An 18087-nucleotide genomic window follows, 5' to 3' on the forward strand; every position below is an offset into this window, starting at 1 on the left:
ATGTGGTTATATAAACTAATAATATAAATATAATTAATTATTAGTTTAAAAATTAAATTATTACAATCCGATTTTACTTCAAGATGCCATTGATGAACTTTAGGGTAGTATCCTGCAAGATGTTATTCTCTTTTGTGTAGTATGGGGCTAAAAATTTAAGTCTTAATTAGACAAACCATAGTCGGTTTGAAAAGCGGCCAGAAGGGAATTTTTAATTGATTGAAGTTGATTTTTAAAGGCATTATACTCTTAAAACTATGATAAAATATAGTTTATAGGGTTATAATTCATTAAATAATTTATATATTGATAATTAATATAGACTATGAATTCAGCATAGGAGTATTAGCTAAACCTAAACCACGTATTACAACATGAAGGATTATCTGTTTATTATTTTAAATGAATATTTGAAAGGGGAAGGTATTTATTTAAATAGTTCCGAGTTAGAATTACAGATCATTAGCCACCCTTCTTACCCCAGTTTACACTCTTTAACTAGTGTTTTGGATCACTTCAACATTGATAATGTCGCTGTTGAGGTGCCCTTAACTATAGAAGTCTTTAATAAATTGCCTCAATCCTTTATAACTTTAATCAAAGTTGATGGAGGACAAGGGTTTGCTATAGTTTCAAAATATAAAGCAGATTTAGTTAAAGTAAGGTATAGCAAGAAGAAAAAGTCTATAGTAAAAATTCACGAATTTCTTGATATCTGGAGTGGAATCGTTGTGGCGGCAGAAACCCATTCTAAACAAGAGGAGAAAAGAAAAAAAATTAAAATTGTCAGGTATTTATAACTTTCTTTTGATTACCTGTGGGGCTCTTATCCTTTCTTTGTTTATGTGGTCAGTTCCTACCTTGGCTCAAGCAACTCACTTTCTTTTATCTGTATTTGGTCTTTTCATAAGTGTTATTGTGGTAAGACAAGAATTGGGATTTATTTCTCAAACCATAAGTAAATTCTGTTCATCTTACAATTCTACCAGTTGTCAGGCAGTGATCAACTCTAGGGGAGCACGAATTTTTAATTATTTCAAACTAAGTGATCTATCTCTTTCTTATTTTGGAGGCGTAACCTTGGCTTGGTTGCTCACCGTACTGTTTGACAACAACGATTCAATACTATTTCTGCTTTCTTTTTTATCTCTCCCAATTACATTTTATTCCATTTATTATCAATATTCTAAAGTAAAGAAATGGTGTTTGTTATGCTTAGGAATTGTTTTGGTGCTATGGTTGCAATCTGTAGTTGCGGTACTTGAAAATATCAATATTTCATTAACCGAGATTAAAGTTGATAACTTACATATTCTTTTGATATCAGCATTTTTATTTACCTCTCTATGGCTTTTATTGAAGCCACTTTTGAAGACATATGTAGATTACAAAAGTTTACAATTGCAATTTTTTAAATTCAAAAGAAATTTTGACTTATTCTACACACAGTATTCTAAAGGTTTACTTATTGATACAGGGATTTTTCACCCATCAGAGATTACCTTAGGGAATGAAAATGCGCCTTTGCAAATAATTTTGGTTACAAATCCAAGATGCCACTTTTGTAAGTCTGCTCATACAGAAGTTAGGAAGATTTTGCAGCAAAATTCAAAAAATATCAGGTTGATAATCAGGTTTAATTTAGGTTCTTTTGATACTACTGATAGTGGATATAAGGTAGCCAGCAGATTGATAGAGTTATATAATAAGGGAGATATTCCTTTATTTTTTGAAGCAATAGATGAAGCCTACGCAGAGGATTCCAGATTGGATGAATGGTTAGGTAAGTGGGGTGGAGCTGTGGATGAAATTGGTATAAGGGTTTTAAACTATCACCAATCTTGGTGCGAAGATAACCTCATCAACTTTACCCCAGCCTTATTTATTAACGGTAGACAATTCCCTAAAGAGTATGATAAAAGTGATCTTTCCTATTTCATAGAAGATCTCATTGAGTGTGAACAAAATAATTCGGTTTTAAGTGAGGGATAATTACAACAATATCTTAGTACTTGATTTAAACCTTAATTAAACTGAAAACTGTAAGATATTTTGGATAAATTTCCTCATTATTCGCAAACAGAAGCTAAAGATTGTGGGCCTACAGCTATTAAAATAATAGCGAAGTATTACGGTAAAACTATCAATACACAACAGTTACGTTCCCTTAGTGAAACAACAAGAGAGGGTAGTAGTCTTCTTGGATTGAGTGAGGCGGTAGAAAATATAGGCTTTCGTTCGATAGGCATAAAACTTTCATTTGATAAACTAAAGGAAGCACCACTACCATGTATTTTACATTGGAACAAAAATCATTATGTAGTTCTATATAAAATCAAAAATCAAACACTATATATTTCTGATCCGGCACATGGTAAATTAAAGTATAGTAAAGAGGATTTTTTAAAACATTGGATAGGTAATAATTCTAATGAATTGACCCAAGAGGGAATTGCCTTAATGGTAGAGCCTACACCTCAATTCTATAAATCAGAATTTAGGGAAGATCAGAAATTTGGATTCAATTTTGTTTTTAAATACCTGATTAAATACAAGAGGTTAGTGATTCAGTTAATTATTGGGTTATTGGCTGGTAGCTTGCTTCAGCTTATTATTCCATTTTTAACTCAAAGTATTGTAGATGTAGGTATTAAGAATAGTAATCTTAATTTTATTTATCTCATTTTAGTGGCACAGCTATTCCTCTTTATGGGTAGAGCTGGTTTGGAGGTGATTAGAGGTTGGATTTTGCTGCATTTGAGTACTCGGATTAATATATCATTAATATCCGATTTCTTCATTAAACTAATGAAATTACCTATTTCTTATTTTGATGTTAGAATGACAGGTGACCTTTTGCAAAGAATTAATGATCATAAGCGAATTGAAAATATTCTAACCACCTCTTCTCTGAACATTCTTTTTTCATTATTTAACCTCATCATTTTTAGTTTTATTCTTGGCTATTACAGCTTACAAATACTAGCTGTTTTTGTATTAGGAAGCTTTTTTTACTTTATCTGGGTTATATTCTTCTTCAAGAAACGAAAGGAATTAGATTATAAAAGATTTTCTGAAATAAGTACAGAGCAGAGCAAAATGATAGAGTTAATTAATGGGATGCAGGAAATTAAGTTACACAATGCGGAAAGGTCTATGAGGTGGGGGTGGGAATATGTTCAGGCCCGTTTATTTAATGTTGCCACAAGAAGCCTCGTTTTAGAGCAAACTCAAAAAGTAGGATCTAATTTAATTAATGAGCTTAAAAATGTTTTAATAACTGTATTGTCAGCTAAATTAGTTATTGACGGAGACATCACATTGGGAATGATGTTAGCTATAAGCTATATTATAGGACAATTGAATGCTCCTATAGCCCTGCTTATAAGTTTTATGAGGGAAGTTCAGGATGCTAAAATTTCATTAGATAGACTGGGAGAAATTCATAATAAAGAAAATGAGGAAGTTGAAAGAGATCAGAAAGTAATTTCAATTCCAGAAAACTCAAATATTTACCTTAAAAATCTATCGTTTAGATATACAGGAGGGGTTAAGCCAGTATTGAAGGATTTGTCATTGGAAATTCCTGCTAATAAAACAACGGCAATAGTAGGTGTATCAGGAAGTGGAAAAACAACCTTGATGAAATTACTACTCCATTTTTACAAACCAGAAACGGGCAAGATCTTAATTGATGATGTGAATTTAGATAATGTCTCTCAAAAGATATGGCGGAGTCATTGTGGTGTTGTAATGCAAGAGGGGTATATATTTAATAATACGATAGCTGGTAACATTGCTGTAGGTGAAGAGGTAGTTGATAAAGAGAAATTGAAGCATGCTACTCAAGTAGCTAATATAACAGATTTTATAGAAGAATTGCCGCTGAATTATAACACCAATATAGGAAATGAAGGTGTTGGACTAAGTACTGGTCAAAAACAAAGGTTACTTATAGCAAGAGCTGTTTATAAAGATCCTAAATTTCTATTTTTTGATGAAGCTACTTCAGCTCTAGATGCTAATAATGAGAAAGTGATCATGGAAAATCTTACTAATTTTTTTGCAAATAAGACAGTTGTAGTCATAGCTCATCGGCTCAGTACAGTCAAAAATGCACATCAAATAGTAGTACTTGATCAGGGAAGGATTGTTGAGCGAGGCAATCATGATCAGCTAGTTAAAAGGAAAGGGAACTATTATAATTTAATTAAGAATCAATTAGATATTGGAGGTTGATTTAGTTGATATTTTGATTAATTAAAAATATATTGTTATACAAATCTTTGTGTCCTCTTATGAGGAAGACATATGCCTTGAGTGTCTTAAAATGTTTAGGGTACTGTATAACACTAACTAATTAATTATGAAGGATTTGTTAAACCTAGGTAAAGTTCTTAGTAAAGAGGAGAAAAAAACAATAACTGGAGGAAGACCGGTATGTTGTTATGATTTTTCACAATGTCCTCCTGTAAATATGGAGGTTTGTTTCATAATATCGGGAGAATGTAATTATTCAGGCGGTTCTGGTCCTGCTTGCTAAAAAGGTTTTACCTATTATTTAAAGCATAGAATTGCCTAATTCTATGCTTTGTTTTTTAATGCTTATTTCTGGAATAAATATATAACTTTTTGATTATCAAGTTCTTTAAATAACTATTAATTTAATGTCAAAAAACGATGATGACATAAACTTAAGAAGTGAGGAAGTACAAGCTATTTTAACAAAGGTCCCCAATTGGATGGTGCTTTGGGGAAATGTTGTTTTTTTAACTATAATTTTACTGCTTCTGATATTTTCTTGGTTTATAAAGTATCCTAATGTTATTAGGGTAGAGGCATTAATAACTACTCAGAGTCCTGTTAATGAATTATACGCTCGATCTTCAGGAAGACTTGATTCTATTCTGGTAAAAGAGGGAGGTATAGTAAGAAAGAATCAGGTCATTGCTGTTATTGAAAATAGTTCTAATTATCTGGATGTTATTAAGTTAAGATCAATAATTGATACTGTAAAAATAAAGAATCAGTCTTTCTCATTTCCAATTGAGCGACTTGAAGATATCTCATTAGGAGATTTGCAATCTAGCTATGCCTTATTTGAGAATATCTACATGCAATATTTGCTGAGCAAAAATTCATATTTTCAACTTGATGAATACTTCTCTGAACATGATCATAAACGTATACAAAATTTATTATCCAGAAAAGAAGATAAACAACCGGAATATTCAAACCATGAAGAGGTTGATCAAATTGAACTTCAATTAAAACTATTGAAAGATGTTATAGAAGCATTTGATAAGCTCAAAAGAGACGTTAAAGAATGGGAATATACATACTTGTTTAAATCTGGAATAAAGGGTAAGATAGTTCATCTAAATTATAATAAAGGCAGTAATGTAGTGAAAACCGGAGACTTATTTTGTAATATCATTCCCTTAGATAATTCAGGATATCTGATCTCACTTAAAGTTCCAGCTTCAGAATTGAACAGTATTGAAGAAGGACAATTAGTAAAGGTCCATTTAACAGGGTATTCTGAAAATGAATATGGCAAAGTAACAGGAAAAGTAATAAGCAATTCTCCAATGCCTGATAAAGAAGGTTATTATGAAGTCTTAGCGACTCTATCAGATTCTAAGGAGATAATAACAACTAAAAATAGGGAAATCAATTATGCACGGGATTTACAAGGTTACGCAGAAATAGTGACCGAAGATTTGAGACTGTCTGATCGTCTCTTCTTCAAGGTAAAGAAGATTCTCAATTGAAAATTTAGGTTTAATTTTAGTTATTCTAATACAGGATCTTACATAATCTTCAATCTAATACACAAAATAAAATAGGGTTAGTAGGTGATTTTATTTGGCAAATTCATAAATTCCATTTTTTTAAGTGTGGTAATTAGGTAGGCGGGGTTCTGGCTGTTAATACCTGAAGGGTAGGGCTAGAGGGGATTTTTAAACTAACTCCTGAATAGAATATGAATATTCCTGCTGATAAGTCCACTAAGCATAAAGGGCAAACTGCTTCAGTATCAGTAGCTCAACAGGGCATCAGGAGTGTACCCACTTTTCAATTGGTAGACAAACGACCTGAAGCAATAGCTCAAAGAAAGATGCAATCTAAGGTCAACGATAGTGCGTTGGTTCAAAAAGCTGTTCAATTTCAGGAAAAGGCCAATAGCAATACTACCTTACAAACACCCCTTCAAAGGAAGGTCAACAAAACAGGGCTACCAGATAACCTAAAATCAGGTATAGAAAGCTTGTCGGGCCATTCTCTGGATGATGTAAAGGTGCATTATAATTCGGGCAAGCCAGCCCAGCTCAATGCACATGCCTATGCTCAGGGCACTGATATTCACTTAGCTTCCGGACAAGAAAGGCATCTACCTCATGAGGCCTGGCACGTGGTGCAGCAAAAGCAGGGCAGAGTGAAACCCACCATGTAAATGAAGAGTGGAGTACCGGTTAATGATGATCAGGCCTTGGAGAAGGAGGCAGATGTGATGGGGCAAAGAGCTCTACAAGCTAAAAGCACCCGTGCGGCTGTTCAGATAGGACCTTTGCAGGTGCAATCTCATTATTCTGTCTCTCCACTGGCGGAGTTAGAATCCGCAGCCATGCTAACCACTAACATGGCTTGGGGGTTGGTTAAAAGTGTGTTGAGACATGAAATGGCTAATGCATCATATTCCACCATAATTAATTCGCTTTTAAAAGCTGGAGATAGTTTCGTGTCTAATAAAATTGTGTCCTGGAGCGGTTTATCAAGCCTGGCTCCGGGTATTAACATGATGATTGTGGCCTCCAAAGCTGCTCTTGCCATGTGGGATAGTCTTTCTGATAATATAAAAACAGGTTTACTCTACGTAATGGGTGTAATGGCGGCTAAAGCTCCAATAATTCGTAGCTATAAAAGCTTGCAGGGTTTTATTGTAAGTGCTGATCAGGGCGAGGTGAGAGGGCAAGTGCAAGGTTGGGTAAATACCGCTCAGACGGGTATGAAATACTTTACGGCACCATTGACATCTTTTTATCAATATCTCACAGGTTCATCTAAAGAAGAGCCTCAACCGGAGGCTGAGGCTGTTAACGATGAGACTGCTCAGGCAGACGATGCTGAAAAATTGATTAACCTTAATTTGCAGGTGATCACACTCATGATTAATAACCTGAAATTGGGTTATGATAAAAAATCTGAATTAGAACAAGAGCAGGGTCAAGGAACGCAGCAGCAAGATCCGGGACTCATTGTTGAGTTTTTTGTGCAGTTAAAATTATTCGGTAGCAATATTCCTGAACGAGCAGGTCAGGAAATGGATCAGCTGTTTTTCCCATTCTCAGGAGAATTTAAATATACGGCTGGCTCACCTATTATCATCAATAATTCGGATAGAACATTATTGGGTAATACACTCGGCCCGGTAAGTATTTATCCTTTGGTAGTGGCCAAAAGTGGAGTGAAAAGTGCTGGACTTAACATTGATAAGTTAATTGTTGGCAATGGAATAGTGATTTTAACTAATGCCAAAGGAGCCATTCAAGATAAATTACTTTCATTAAGTACTGATGCAGAACTGAATATTGGCGGCTATCAACTTAGTGGTTCTATGAGCTTGTTAATGAATGATGGTGCGTTTGAGTCATTATCTATAACCAATGTTAATGAAGCTGGTAATTTTAAACTCAAGGCCTTTAATATTGATAAATCCTATAACGGAGATGCGGCTATTCAAATAGATCAGTTGGATATTATAAAGGATACCTTATCGGTGGCTAATGTTCAAGCTTCAGCAAGTGTGGCACACAAGAAATTTAGCAGTTTTGATTTTTCTATTGAAACCTTCCTTTTGAACCTCTCGGGTAGTAGTATTAATGTGACTGGAGCTTATTTGTCTTATGTTAGGGCTGATCCTGCGCAAGAGATAGATGAAAACATAAAAGGAGGTGCTGCTGAAATTAATGCTAACATAAATGGGGTTAATGTCATCCTTCAGAACCTTTTGGTTGATAAAAATGCCGGGATATATGAGTTTTCTAGTGGGTTAGTCAGATTCCCTGATTTTGATATTTTGGTGGAGCAGGCAGCCCTCAAGAATGGAGGAATAGAGATTACTAAGGCCGCTTTATCAATCCCTAAATATCAACTTGAAGGATCGGTAAACACCTTTACCTGGAATAAGGATGGCCTTGATTTCGAATCAATATCTCTGGCCTTTCCTGGTAAAACGCTGTCACCCATGGAGTCTGTTGTTTTGAGCAACATGAGCATAGAGTTGAAGAAAGGAGGCGGTTATGAACTCATTTTAACTTCAGATATTGCTTTATCACCAGCGGGAGGAGCGCAGGTGATAGGAGCTCAAGGAGTGGCGTTAAATCTATCAAAAGAAGGAATTTCAGGTACTCTCAGTGAGTTAAATGTAAACACCTCTATGTTTGATGTTTTGATAAAAGAGGCTGAATTTAATAAGGAGAGGATTGGAGCCGCTGAAGCAGGGATCAAATTCAAGTCGAAAGAAGAGGGGGGAGAATATGGTAAAATCATGCCTATTTTCGATACTGGCTTGCTGGATTTTCTTAACCTGGGGACCGAACTGAAAGTAAAAAATGCTTATTTCTATAAAGGCAAAGGATTTTCAATTGATGGAGTTTACCCTAACCTAAAGGCGCTAAAATTCAAGCTTTTTGGTTTTGAAGCTACTGCAGACCCTGAAAACAGGTCAATTGCTGTTAAAGGATCGTTAGATTTTCCTGGAACAGGACATCCATTTTGGCCTTTTTCACAAGATATTGCATTTCCTATTTTTATTGGTGTGGCCGGCCATTTTGGTTTGGAGCTGGGAGGATACTTGACCTTAGATATAGATACTACAGTACAGCGAGAAAAAGGTCAGAATAAACCTTATAACTTTAGTGCTACTCCTTCATTTGCAGGAGATCTTTATTTTAAGGTAAGTGCAGGAGCCGAATTAGGTGCAAGGCTGGCTGTAGCTCTACAAGCTAATATTTTCGCTCAAACTAACCTGAGCATCCAGAGTAAAGCAGAACTTCTTGGCTCTTTCATATATGTAGATCGTAAATTTACTCAAGAGAAACCTGTGGAAATGTCATATGAACTGAAAAATATGATTACAGCGGTAGTAGGTGGTGAATTAAAACTAAAGGCATTTCTTTTCTATGATAAACAGTTAACTCAGGTCAAATTCAAAGACTGGGAGCTTGGTGAGTGGGTTAAATCAGGTAAAATAGGATCGTCTGCAGAAGGTGCAAAACTAGAAGATAAGGAGCGTGGAAAGTTCACAAATTCTAGTAATGATTTAATTATAGAAAAGGAAATTATAGAGGGGGCAAGGGCACAAGAGCTCTTGCAGGAGGCTAATTTACAAATTATAGGCAGTGGTGAGGAAAGGGAAAGAATGATTACTAAGCTTACTGTGGATATGTCTAAAGTAGCTCATCAGCTTTTGGTGAAACAAAAGAAGGCTAAACAAGAGTTAATAATAAGTGAAAGTAGGCTGAAGAAAATTCATGGTAAAAATAAAAACATAAATGAAGCAGCATTAAAGAAGCAAGAAGAGATAGACCAGCGAAAAAAGAACGTTGCGAACCATGAAAAAGAACTCAATAAGGTATTAAGTTTAATGAACAATGTAGTGGCTGGCTTGGAAGCAAAGGCTCTGGAGCAGGGAACAGGAAATACAATGAAGAGGATAGAGAGTATCCAGAACGACATTGAAAATATTGATCAGTCAATAAATGAGCCTCATTCTCTGAAAAGCTCAGCGGACATATCAGAAAGACAAGAGACAGAGGCTGAGGATAGTGCTTTAAAGCCAACGCTTTCTTCAATAGTTGTTACCCCAAAAAGATGGGTTGAAATATCTTCTTCTAAATCCATGGGCTTCACTTCAAAACAATCCAAAAGAAATAGAATAATAGTCGTAGACAGGGCTTTGGAGGCATATGAGCAGGTGAGGAATGAGTCGCCCGATAAGCAGCTACCTAAATTGGAAGCTCTACTGTATAAAGTGAATACCTATTTGAAGTCCAGATTTTCTAGTCGCATTCATGCGGCTCAGCTCCTTCAATACCAGGTGGAGCAAGCGATTAAAATGGCTAATGAGAGTAGGTCTAAAAGAACGCACTTGATGGTCTAACTAGTTGTATTTGTCTATTAAATGATGAGTCAGAGGCAAAAGCATAATTGTAGGCAAAACTTTTATGAATGAGCATTAGAATTATAAAAAATATTTATTTAATTAAAATTACATTATATTGTTTGCCACTAACATCTATTCAAATTATTAATGTATAAACATTCTTCTATGCAATTTTATCGAAAACCATACCTGATCTGCTTGATATTTGTTCCTTTGGTGATAGCACTTGGCATTATTGCTGGGAAAAAGACTTTAGATGTTCAGCTCTTTTATACATATTATGTATTAAATAATGTTTATGTTACCATATTGGCATTACTGCTTTTAGTATTTTCAGCAGTCATATATGTCTCGATAATTAAGCATAATTTTAACATCTATACCAAGCTTCACTTGAGTCTTATAATCCCCGGTATATTGTTAATTATGATTCTCATTTCCTTTTTGGCATTGGTAACCGATGGTAGTAATTCTTTAATAGATATTAATACGGGCTACACATTTATTTTATTAGGTGTAATCTCTTTGCTATCAATACTGTTTGGGAATGCACTGTTATTTATTAACTTCATCAAATCTATTAGTAATAGAAATTAGCTTTTCTTAATGCCAAAGGATTCAATTTACAGCCCTCAATTTGTAAGTGAGTTATTTGACTCGATGTCTTCAACTTATGGTTTGACTAACTACATTTCATCCTTTGGATTTACAGATAGATGGAGAAAACAGTGTGTTCAAAAAATAGAATTAAACTCCGGTTCAGGTGTTATTTTTGATTTAACCCGGATTATTCATTAGAATAATCAAAAGGAGGACTAGTAGACGATATGTTCAAGAATATTCCCTCCATCCAGGGTCTTCTTTTGGAGGGTAATGAGATTTTTAAAACCTTTTTATTAGCATGGTTTGCTGTCCAGGCTCCTAATGCAAAGCAATAGGATCTGAGGGTTGATAGGGTTGCTTTTCGATGATGGTTCAACGCAAAATGCCTGAATAAACTCATCAAATTGTAAGCCACCATGATAAAGCGAAAGGAGGCTTCTGTTGCCCAAAAATCTTGTAAACAAAAATTTTCAAGCCCAAAATCTTGTTTCAATTCCTTAATTCTGTTCTCACAATCGGCGCGGGTGTTGTACATGTTCCAAATCTGATCCAGAGGTAAATCCATATTGGTCACATAGCAACTATATCGATAGCCAGGCTGATCTTCAAAAAGTTCCTTGCCTCCTGCATGTGGCCTGATGTCAACTTGCTTTTTTACAATAATGTATCGTCTTGGCTTACCGTTTTCATGACTGAAAACCATCTCGTTCAGCTCTATTCCCTTTGCCAGTTTGACCCAATCTTTAAGCCCCCAAACTTCGCTTTTTACATTGGGGTACATGCGTACAGCCATAATGTAATTGAGGAGTTCTTCATCTAGATATGACATGATTTCTTCGTTGTAAAAACCACTATCGGCCCTTACCAGACCTACTTTTTGTCCTGCCAAGGCGTGCTTAAAGGTTTCTTCCATGAACTCCCTGCAACTACTACTGGCCGCTGTGTTGCCTGGCCTGAGCCATGCATTGGCCACCATTCTGGTTTGACTCACAAAGGCCATCAAGGGGTGATGTGAATTTCTCCCTCTTTTGTTGGGGTTATAACCTTTACTACTCCCTTGTTGATCTCCATATCGAGTGATCACAGTACTATCAAAATCAATGGTGAGTGCTCCTAAACGGAGCTGGTCAAAGAACCATTGTTGAAGCTCTGGAAATACTTCGTTGTTTAGGGATTGAGAGAATTTTCCAAAAAAACGACTGTAGGTACTTTGGCTAGGCATACCATCCCATCCAAAAATTGACTGTAAAACAGTATCATATCTCAACCAGTCACAATGGATGTATCTACTAGCCCCTGTCCAGATACTCAGCCAAAAACTCTCTACGATTTGCTTGGGGTCATACCCTCGGTTAGAACCAGGAGATGGAAGTGCCAGTTCGGCTAATTTTTCTCGTATCCCTACCTGATCGATAAATCGTTTCATTAAACTCATCCCTCCAAAGGGTGTCACTGGCTTGGAGGAATATTCAATGGGTAAAGACCCTATATTTTGAGTAACCATTCTGGTGATTTTTATACCTCATCAAAATCGATCTTTTTACACAATTATCGAAGGATTTTCTAAACTTTTAGTTTTCTAATGCATAATCAGGGTTCAATGGGTAAAGACCCTATATTTTGAGTAACCATTCTGGTGATTTTTATACCTCATCAAAATCGATCTTTTTACACAATTATCGAAGGATTTTATAAACTTTTAGTTTTCTAATGCATAATCAGGGTTTAATGAGTGGCATGGGGGAGCTATGGTCCTCTATTAATAAGTCCTCAATAGATGTCATCGAGATAAATGCTGTTGACATTTCTCCTAAAATGACAAGCATAGCAAAAGGCAACCTTAGTAGAACAAATGGTAAGATTAATTTATTACAGCAGGATGTTTTAAATAATTCTATATCCTCCAATACAGCTGATATTGTAGTTTCATCTTTTGGTCTTAAGACTTTTAACCTGGAGCAACTCACTAAATTAGCCAAAGAAATTAGTAGGATTTTAAAGCCCGGAGCATCATTCTCTTTTGTTGAAATTTCAGTACCTCCCAATCCTTTTTTGCGGTTGTTTTACATGTTCTATTTGAAAGTTATAATTCCTATTATAGGCTTTTTATTTCAAGGTAACTCAGGGGATTATAGGATGTTGGGTATTTATACTTCTAAGTTTAATAACTGTAAAAATTTCCAAAGGGAACTAACTCAGGCAGGACTTGAAGCCAACTATCAAGCACTCTTCTTTGGTTGCGCTACAGTTACTTGGGGTAAGAAAAGTGGAAAGGTTACTGAACCAATTTCTAGTTAGATAGGATTAATATTTCAAAAAATGATAAACAAAAAATCCCCTCCGAACCTGGTTCTGAAGGGGATTTTTGTTGTCTATAGTTGGCTTTAATTGATACTAAGGTAATGCCTTAACTTGAATAGCGGAAGCCTATATCTTTTTGTGCTGATTTAGGTCGTTGAGTAGCGGAATTAGGCGTTAAAGTGTATTGCATGGTCGCGCTTCAACAGACATATTGGCGCAGGATAAGGACATTTGCTGTAATATATTAACTTAAGAGGAGAGGAAATGCAGTAGTGAACCGGCCGATTTAATTGCCAATGCTAGCTGTATATTTAATGAGAGTCCCATTTTTATAGCGATATTTATGCTCAATCACCACTATGAAATGAGCCAAAAAACCTTTAGATTGATCCCCGAAATATAAATAAGTAGCTGGTTTAAGTTTCTTATATGTATGGTTGATGTAAACAGTTGAATGAAAAAATTAAAAATACTATTTTTTGTTCTTCTTCTAATAGAATTAAACGTTCCAACATATGCTCAAAAAGGGTTTGGCGTAATTCTTAAGGCAGGACAGAAATATGAAGATGGGCAGTATAAAAAAGCTTTAAAACTATTAGCCAAAGCTGAAAGAATGGATTATGGATTTTGTGGGAATGCTTGGGAGGGATCTGAAAGGGCAATTAACCTTTTAAGGACAAAGATTTATATTAATCAGGAAAACTATCAATTAGCTCGAAAATGTTTAAATTCCATTGGATTAGAGTATAAGGGAGATAACTTGGATTCTATCCGAATACGAACCTATCAAATGGAATATGGAAAAGACTCTTTGAGCAATATGATTGACCTTTCCTTTAATAATACTAAAGTGGTCTGTCGGGAAAATGATTTTTTTGTAATTATCCCTTTAACCAATGGAGAAAAGATAGAGTTGAAAATCAATCCAATATTCAATTTTGACTTAATTCATATGGATGATGAAAATGAGAAAGTGGCAAAATGGATTGGCAGTTTTAAGGAGTCTGAAAACTACAAATTGATCCAAGAAAGAGACCTACACAGAAGCTCGGTTAAGCCTCATGACGACAATTATTGAAGCTCTGGTCAGTTTGGACCAGATGTAATAAAATTTAAATTATGGCTTCAGACTTTATCTGGTCATTAGCTGTAACTAATAAAATCAATGGCAAAATCAATTGAACAGTTTGAAAAGGAAATCTTCTCAGAAGTTAAAAGTGAAATAATTGCAGATTGGCCCAATAATTTTGTCGTCATTGCTGATTCTGGAGCAGATCCTTATTGTATAGATATAAGTAGTAGCCAAGGAGCTATTTACACCAGTATGCATGGAACAGGAGCATGGGAATTTGAGCAATGTGCTGAGTCTTTTAAAGATTTTCTAAAAGAAATAGTTAAATAGAGTTTTAATTAAAAAGAACGGTCATAGACTGATGTAAGGATGAAGGAAAAATTAAAATGGATGTTCATTACCCAACCTAAGTTGACATACCTTTGAAGTAACTTAAATGCCCAAATAGCCCTAGGTTAAGCTATCGGTTTTGATGGTTTACAAGAGCTATTTGTTTTCAAAGCGATAAAACGCTGGCGCAAGTGTCCACTTATGCCGTTCTAGTAAACAATAAATATCTACATTTTAAATGCAGCCGCGATGCATTTGTTTTGTAGTTTTGTATCGCTATTCATCATGTGAGAAATACGAGCCTTCTTTATGAAATATTTACCCATTGATTTCAATTTAAAATACGGCGCTTTATTAATCTTTTTTCTGGCTTCTTGTACCAGTAAGGAAGAGTATCAGCGCTCTTATACCTGGTCTTCAGTGCAAGTAGACTCTGCCATTGAGGAGTCTGATCACCTGGAAGAGATTATAGCTCCATATAGGGTGAGATTAGACTCTATGATGAATGAAGTAATCGGCTATGCATCTCATGACTTGACGGCAGAAGGACAATACGAATCAGATTTGGGTACATTTGTCACTCAGGTAATATTAAACCAGTCAAGATCTTCCTATAATAAAGACGTTGATTTGTCCATCATGAATCATCATGGTGGCCTTAGAGCGTCTATCAATAAAGGTCCCGTGGAGCTGGGAGAGGTGTATGAAGTAATGCCTTTTGAGAATGAAATGCTACTGTTAGAGGTGCCAGGAGACAGTTTAGTAAAGTTGGTAGAGTTTGTGGGGCAGTCTCATAGTAGTATGATATGGCCCGTGAGCTTTGAAGTGACTAATTCAGGCGTAAAAAACATTAAAGTAAACGGCGAAAAGATCAATTTAGACAAGAATTATACTTTGGCCGTGAGTGACTATCAGGCTAATGGAGGCAGTGGATTTAGTATGTTAAAGCCACTTAAAAGAATAGAAGTAGAGCCAGTAAAACTCAGAGATATGCTAGTGAAGGAAATTAGAGATCTTACCGCTCAGGGCGACACTGTAAAAACTGAAGTGGCTCACCTTATAACTGTTACTAACCCATGAAAAGAAGGCAATTTATTATTCGATCATTGGCGGCTTCGGCCTTAGTTTCTCCTTTTGCTTTAGGTAGTTGTAATTTTGGTTTGAAGGGAAAGAAGCTGACCATACTTCATACTAATGATATGCATTCTCATGTAGATCCGTTTGATGAAGGCAAATACAAAGGGCTGGGAGGGATGGCTGCCCGGGCTACAGCTATTAATAAAATCAGAGCTGCTGAAGACAATGTGATGTTGCTGGATGTTGGCGATGTTTTTCAGGGAACTCCTTACTTCAATATGTTTGGTGGTGAGCTTGAGCTTAAATTAATGAGTGAAATGGGTTATGATGCTACTACCATCGGTAATCATGAGTTTGATAATGGCGTTGATAGCCTCCACACGGTAATGCAGTATGCGGATTTCCCTTATCTGTGTGCTAACTATGATTTTTCGAGAAATAGCATAGGCAAAAGTGTACAGCCTTATAAAATATTTGATAAGCAGGGGTTTAAAGTCGGAGTTTTTGGATTGGGTATAGAGCTGGAAGGACTAGTGAATTCCTCTATGTATGGAAACACGGTATATGAAGACCCCATAGCTGTGGCTAAAGAGATGGTGCAGGAGCTTAAAAAAGCAAAATGTGATTTAATTATATGTCTTTCTCATCTGGGGTATGACTATGGTTCATCACCAAAACCATCAGATAAAGTATTGGCTCAGGAAGTCAGTGAGATAGATGTGATTTTAGGAGGGCATACCCATACATTTATGGAAAAACCTTTGTTACTTACTAACGCCGATGGTTTTACCACTATCATCAATCAAGTAGGTTGGGCAGGGATCAATCTTGGTAGAATTGATGTTGAATTTACCCCCAAAGGAAAAGAGCTGGTGGCATTTTCACCCATTACACTATCTAATAAAATGGTTTAATGGGCTATTTGCTTTATAATAGTAAAAATTCGTGCTAAAGATTCTGATAAAATAGTAATTCTTTCTTTGAATTGATCTTTGGTCAACAGATTCTTCAATAACCTCTCATGGATAAATTAGTTACTATTATATTTTTCTTATTAATTACTTCAATTGGTAACGCTCAAATAGAAGTGAAGGGAACGGTGGTTTCTAACGAGGAGGAAGAGGGTTTAGGTTTGCCTGGAGTGAACGTGGTTGAACTAGGTACACAGAATGGCACTACCACTGATAAGGATGGAAACTTTATTCTTACAGTGACAGATCCAAATGCAACACTAGAAATTTCATTTGTAGGATTCATTACCCAACAGCTTCATTTAAATGGAAAGGATTCAATATTCATTAAGTTAAAGATTGATTGTATCAGAGATTTCTTAGATGCACGTAGTATAAGTGTATATGCCTTATCTGGTATATTCAATACCCCATTGGGTGGGAAATTAGATTTTGCTTTACCATATTTTAGCAAGGGGACTTTAATAACTGGCTTTTCTTATCAGTCGGATCTTGAAGATCTAACTTTCATTAACGGGAAACTTGAATATAAACATTACATTTTCAACTGTGACCTTGATTTTGACTTAAACTGGTATTACAGACACTTAAATCTTATTGACTTCAAGTCTTCTACTAACTCTTTTGAAACCAATTTCAACTATGAGAACTTTAGGTTAATCGTAGGATACAGTCACCTAAACATTGACAATCGAATTACAGATGAAGTCAGGAGCTTTTCAGCGCCTGTGGTTGGTTTAGGAACATGGTTTAATACTGCTCCTTTTCAACTTTTGTTAACAGGTAAAGTGGCTTTATTTGGAAATAGAACTGAAGTGATAGGGCAAGCGACATTTTACACCAAGTACGTTGAATTCTTTGTAAACTATTATCAACTCGATTCGTTTTCCGAACTGACAATTGGAATAGGGAAGGAATTTGCATATTAGCAAATCCATAAAGATCAATATGTCGCTATATAGGGCGCATGTTGTAACCTTACATTTAATGAAACAGAGAACCAAAGCTTTTATAATCCCACTATTTGTAATTCTAATTATACAAGGCTTCTTCTATTTAGTATTAGATATACTTTTTTTATTCGATACAATTGCTGTTAGATTCCAGATCCCAGCATCTATATTACATTTGGCAGCTACATTTATAGTGTATTGGCTCCTTATAAGAGGAAAAAATAGAGAGAGATCCTCTTATTGGATTGTTAGTGGAATAGCAATAATATTCATTTGTCTGAATGCAATTCCGATAAAATTTGATTTTAATATGCCTGATAATGGATTTATTCCTATGTATACTCAGGTGTATCAGACCATTTTAGGATGGCCATTTCCTGTTTTGAGATTATTTTCAGCTGCCATAGAGATTTTTCATAAAGATATGGGACATTATTTAATACATTTTGACCACTTTTTTCTCAATCTTTATTTATTGTCAGTTATAATCGCAATTGCCATTTACGTTATCAATAGATTTAGCAAAAGTCAGCTTTAAAACTTTAGTAGAATTACTTGTAGAGAATACCACTTTTGGGTGTATGCTTGAGCCATTTAATCCTTAGCTAGTAC

General features: G+C 35.4%; 14 protein-coding genes. 13 read left to right on the top strand and 1 reads right to left on the bottom strand.

Annotation, left to right across the window (positions count from 1 at the left end; all coding sequences use genetic code 11):
* Positions 1–374: 374 nt before the first annotated feature.
* The 6 genes from LVD15_RS21310 (at position 375) to LVD15_RS21335 (ending at position 10165) form a co-directional block, all read left to right on the top strand.
* Entirely contained in the window at positions 375–800 is a 426-nt protein-coding gene (locus LVD15_RS21310; RefSeq protein ID WP_233777220.1) for a cysteine peptidase family C39 domain-containing protein, read from the top strand.
* Between the two features lie 43 nt (positions 801–843).
* The gene (locus LVD15_RS21315; RefSeq protein ID WP_233777221.1) at positions 844–1992 is read left to right on the top strand and encodes a vitamin K epoxide reductase family protein; all 1149 of its coding nucleotides are present in this window, start codon (positions 844–846) and stop codon (positions 1990–1992) included.
* A gap of 60 nt (positions 1993–2052) precedes the next feature.
* The gene (locus LVD15_RS21320; protein WP_233777222.1) at positions 2053–4239 is read left to right on the top strand and encodes a peptidase domain-containing ABC transporter; all 2187 of its coding nucleotides are present in this window, start codon (positions 2053–2055) and stop codon (positions 4237–4239) included.
* A gap of 428 nt (positions 4240–4667) precedes the next feature.
* Positions 4668–5774: an HlyD family secretion protein gene (locus LVD15_RS21325; protein ID WP_233777223.1), complete on the top strand. Its 1107-nt coding sequence runs from the start codon at positions 4668–4670 to the stop codon at positions 5772–5774.
* Positions 5775–5986: 212 nt separating this feature from the next.
* A complete protein-coding gene (locus LVD15_RS21330) occupies positions 5987–6457 on the top strand; it encodes an eCIS core domain-containing protein (RefSeq protein ID WP_233777224.1) in 471 nt (156 codons plus the stop codon).
* Positions 6458–10165: an AAA family ATPase gene (locus tag LVD15_RS21335; RefSeq protein ID WP_233777225.1), complete on the top strand. Its 3708-nt coding sequence runs from the start codon at positions 6458–6460 to the stop codon at positions 10163–10165.
* A gap of 790 nt (positions 10166–10955) precedes the next feature.
* On the opposite strand, the gene LVD15_RS21340 is transcribed toward LVD15_RS21335, so the two are convergent.
* Entirely contained in the window at positions 10956–12275 is a 1320-nt protein-coding gene (locus tag LVD15_RS21340) for an IS1380 family transposase (protein ID WP_233776077.1), read from the bottom strand.
* A gap of 206 nt (positions 12276–12481) precedes the next feature.
* On the opposite strand from LVD15_RS21340, the gene LVD15_RS21345 reads away from it, so the two are divergent.
* From LVD15_RS21345 to LVD15_RS21375, 7 genes are all read left to right on the top strand, one after another.
* Positions 12482–13069 carry a class I SAM-dependent methyltransferase gene (locus tag LVD15_RS21345; RefSeq protein ID WP_233777226.1) on the top strand — a complete coding sequence of 196 codons (588 nt, stop codon included), beginning with the start codon at positions 12482–12484 and terminating at the stop codon, positions 13067–13069.
* A 457-nt stretch (positions 13070–13526) separates the two neighbouring features.
* Entirely contained in the window at positions 13527–14150 is a 624-nt protein-coding gene (locus tag LVD15_RS21350) for a hypothetical protein (RefSeq protein ID WP_233777227.1), read from the top strand.
* Positions 14151–14237: 87 nt separating this feature from the next.
* Entirely contained in the window at positions 14238–14474 is a 237-nt protein-coding gene (locus LVD15_RS21355) for an SMI1/KNR4 family protein (protein ID WP_233777228.1), read from the top strand.
* Between the two features lie 309 nt (positions 14475–14783).
* Complete coding sequence (locus tag LVD15_RS21360) at positions 14784–15554, top strand: 5'-nucleotidase C-terminal domain-containing protein (protein ID WP_233777229.1); 771 nt, start codon at positions 14784–14786, stop codon at positions 15552–15554.
* Positions 15551–16465: a bifunctional metallophosphatase/5'-nucleotidase gene (locus tag LVD15_RS21365; protein WP_233777230.1), complete on the top strand. Its 915-nt coding sequence runs from the start codon at positions 15551–15553 to the stop codon at positions 16463–16465. Before LVD15_RS21360 ends, LVD15_RS21365 begins: the two co-directional genes overlap by 4 nt.
* Before the next feature lie 107 nt (positions 16466–16572).
* Positions 16573–17451, top strand: coding sequence for a carboxypeptidase-like regulatory domain-containing protein (locus LVD15_RS21370; protein ID WP_233777231.1), 879 nt, complete (start codon positions 16573–16575; stop codon positions 17449–17451).
* A 58-nt stretch (positions 17452–17509) separates the two neighbouring features.
* Positions 17510–18013 carry a hypothetical protein gene (locus LVD15_RS21375; RefSeq protein WP_233777232.1) on the top strand — a complete coding sequence of 168 codons (504 nt, stop codon included), beginning with the start codon at positions 17510–17512 and terminating at the stop codon, positions 18011–18013.
* Positions 18014–18087 lie beyond the last annotated feature (74 nt).

Source organism: Fulvivirga maritima (assembly GCF_021389955.1).
Taxonomy (GTDB): Bacteria; Bacteroidota; Bacteroidia; order Cytophagales; family Cyclobacteriaceae; genus Fulvivirga; species Fulvivirga maritima.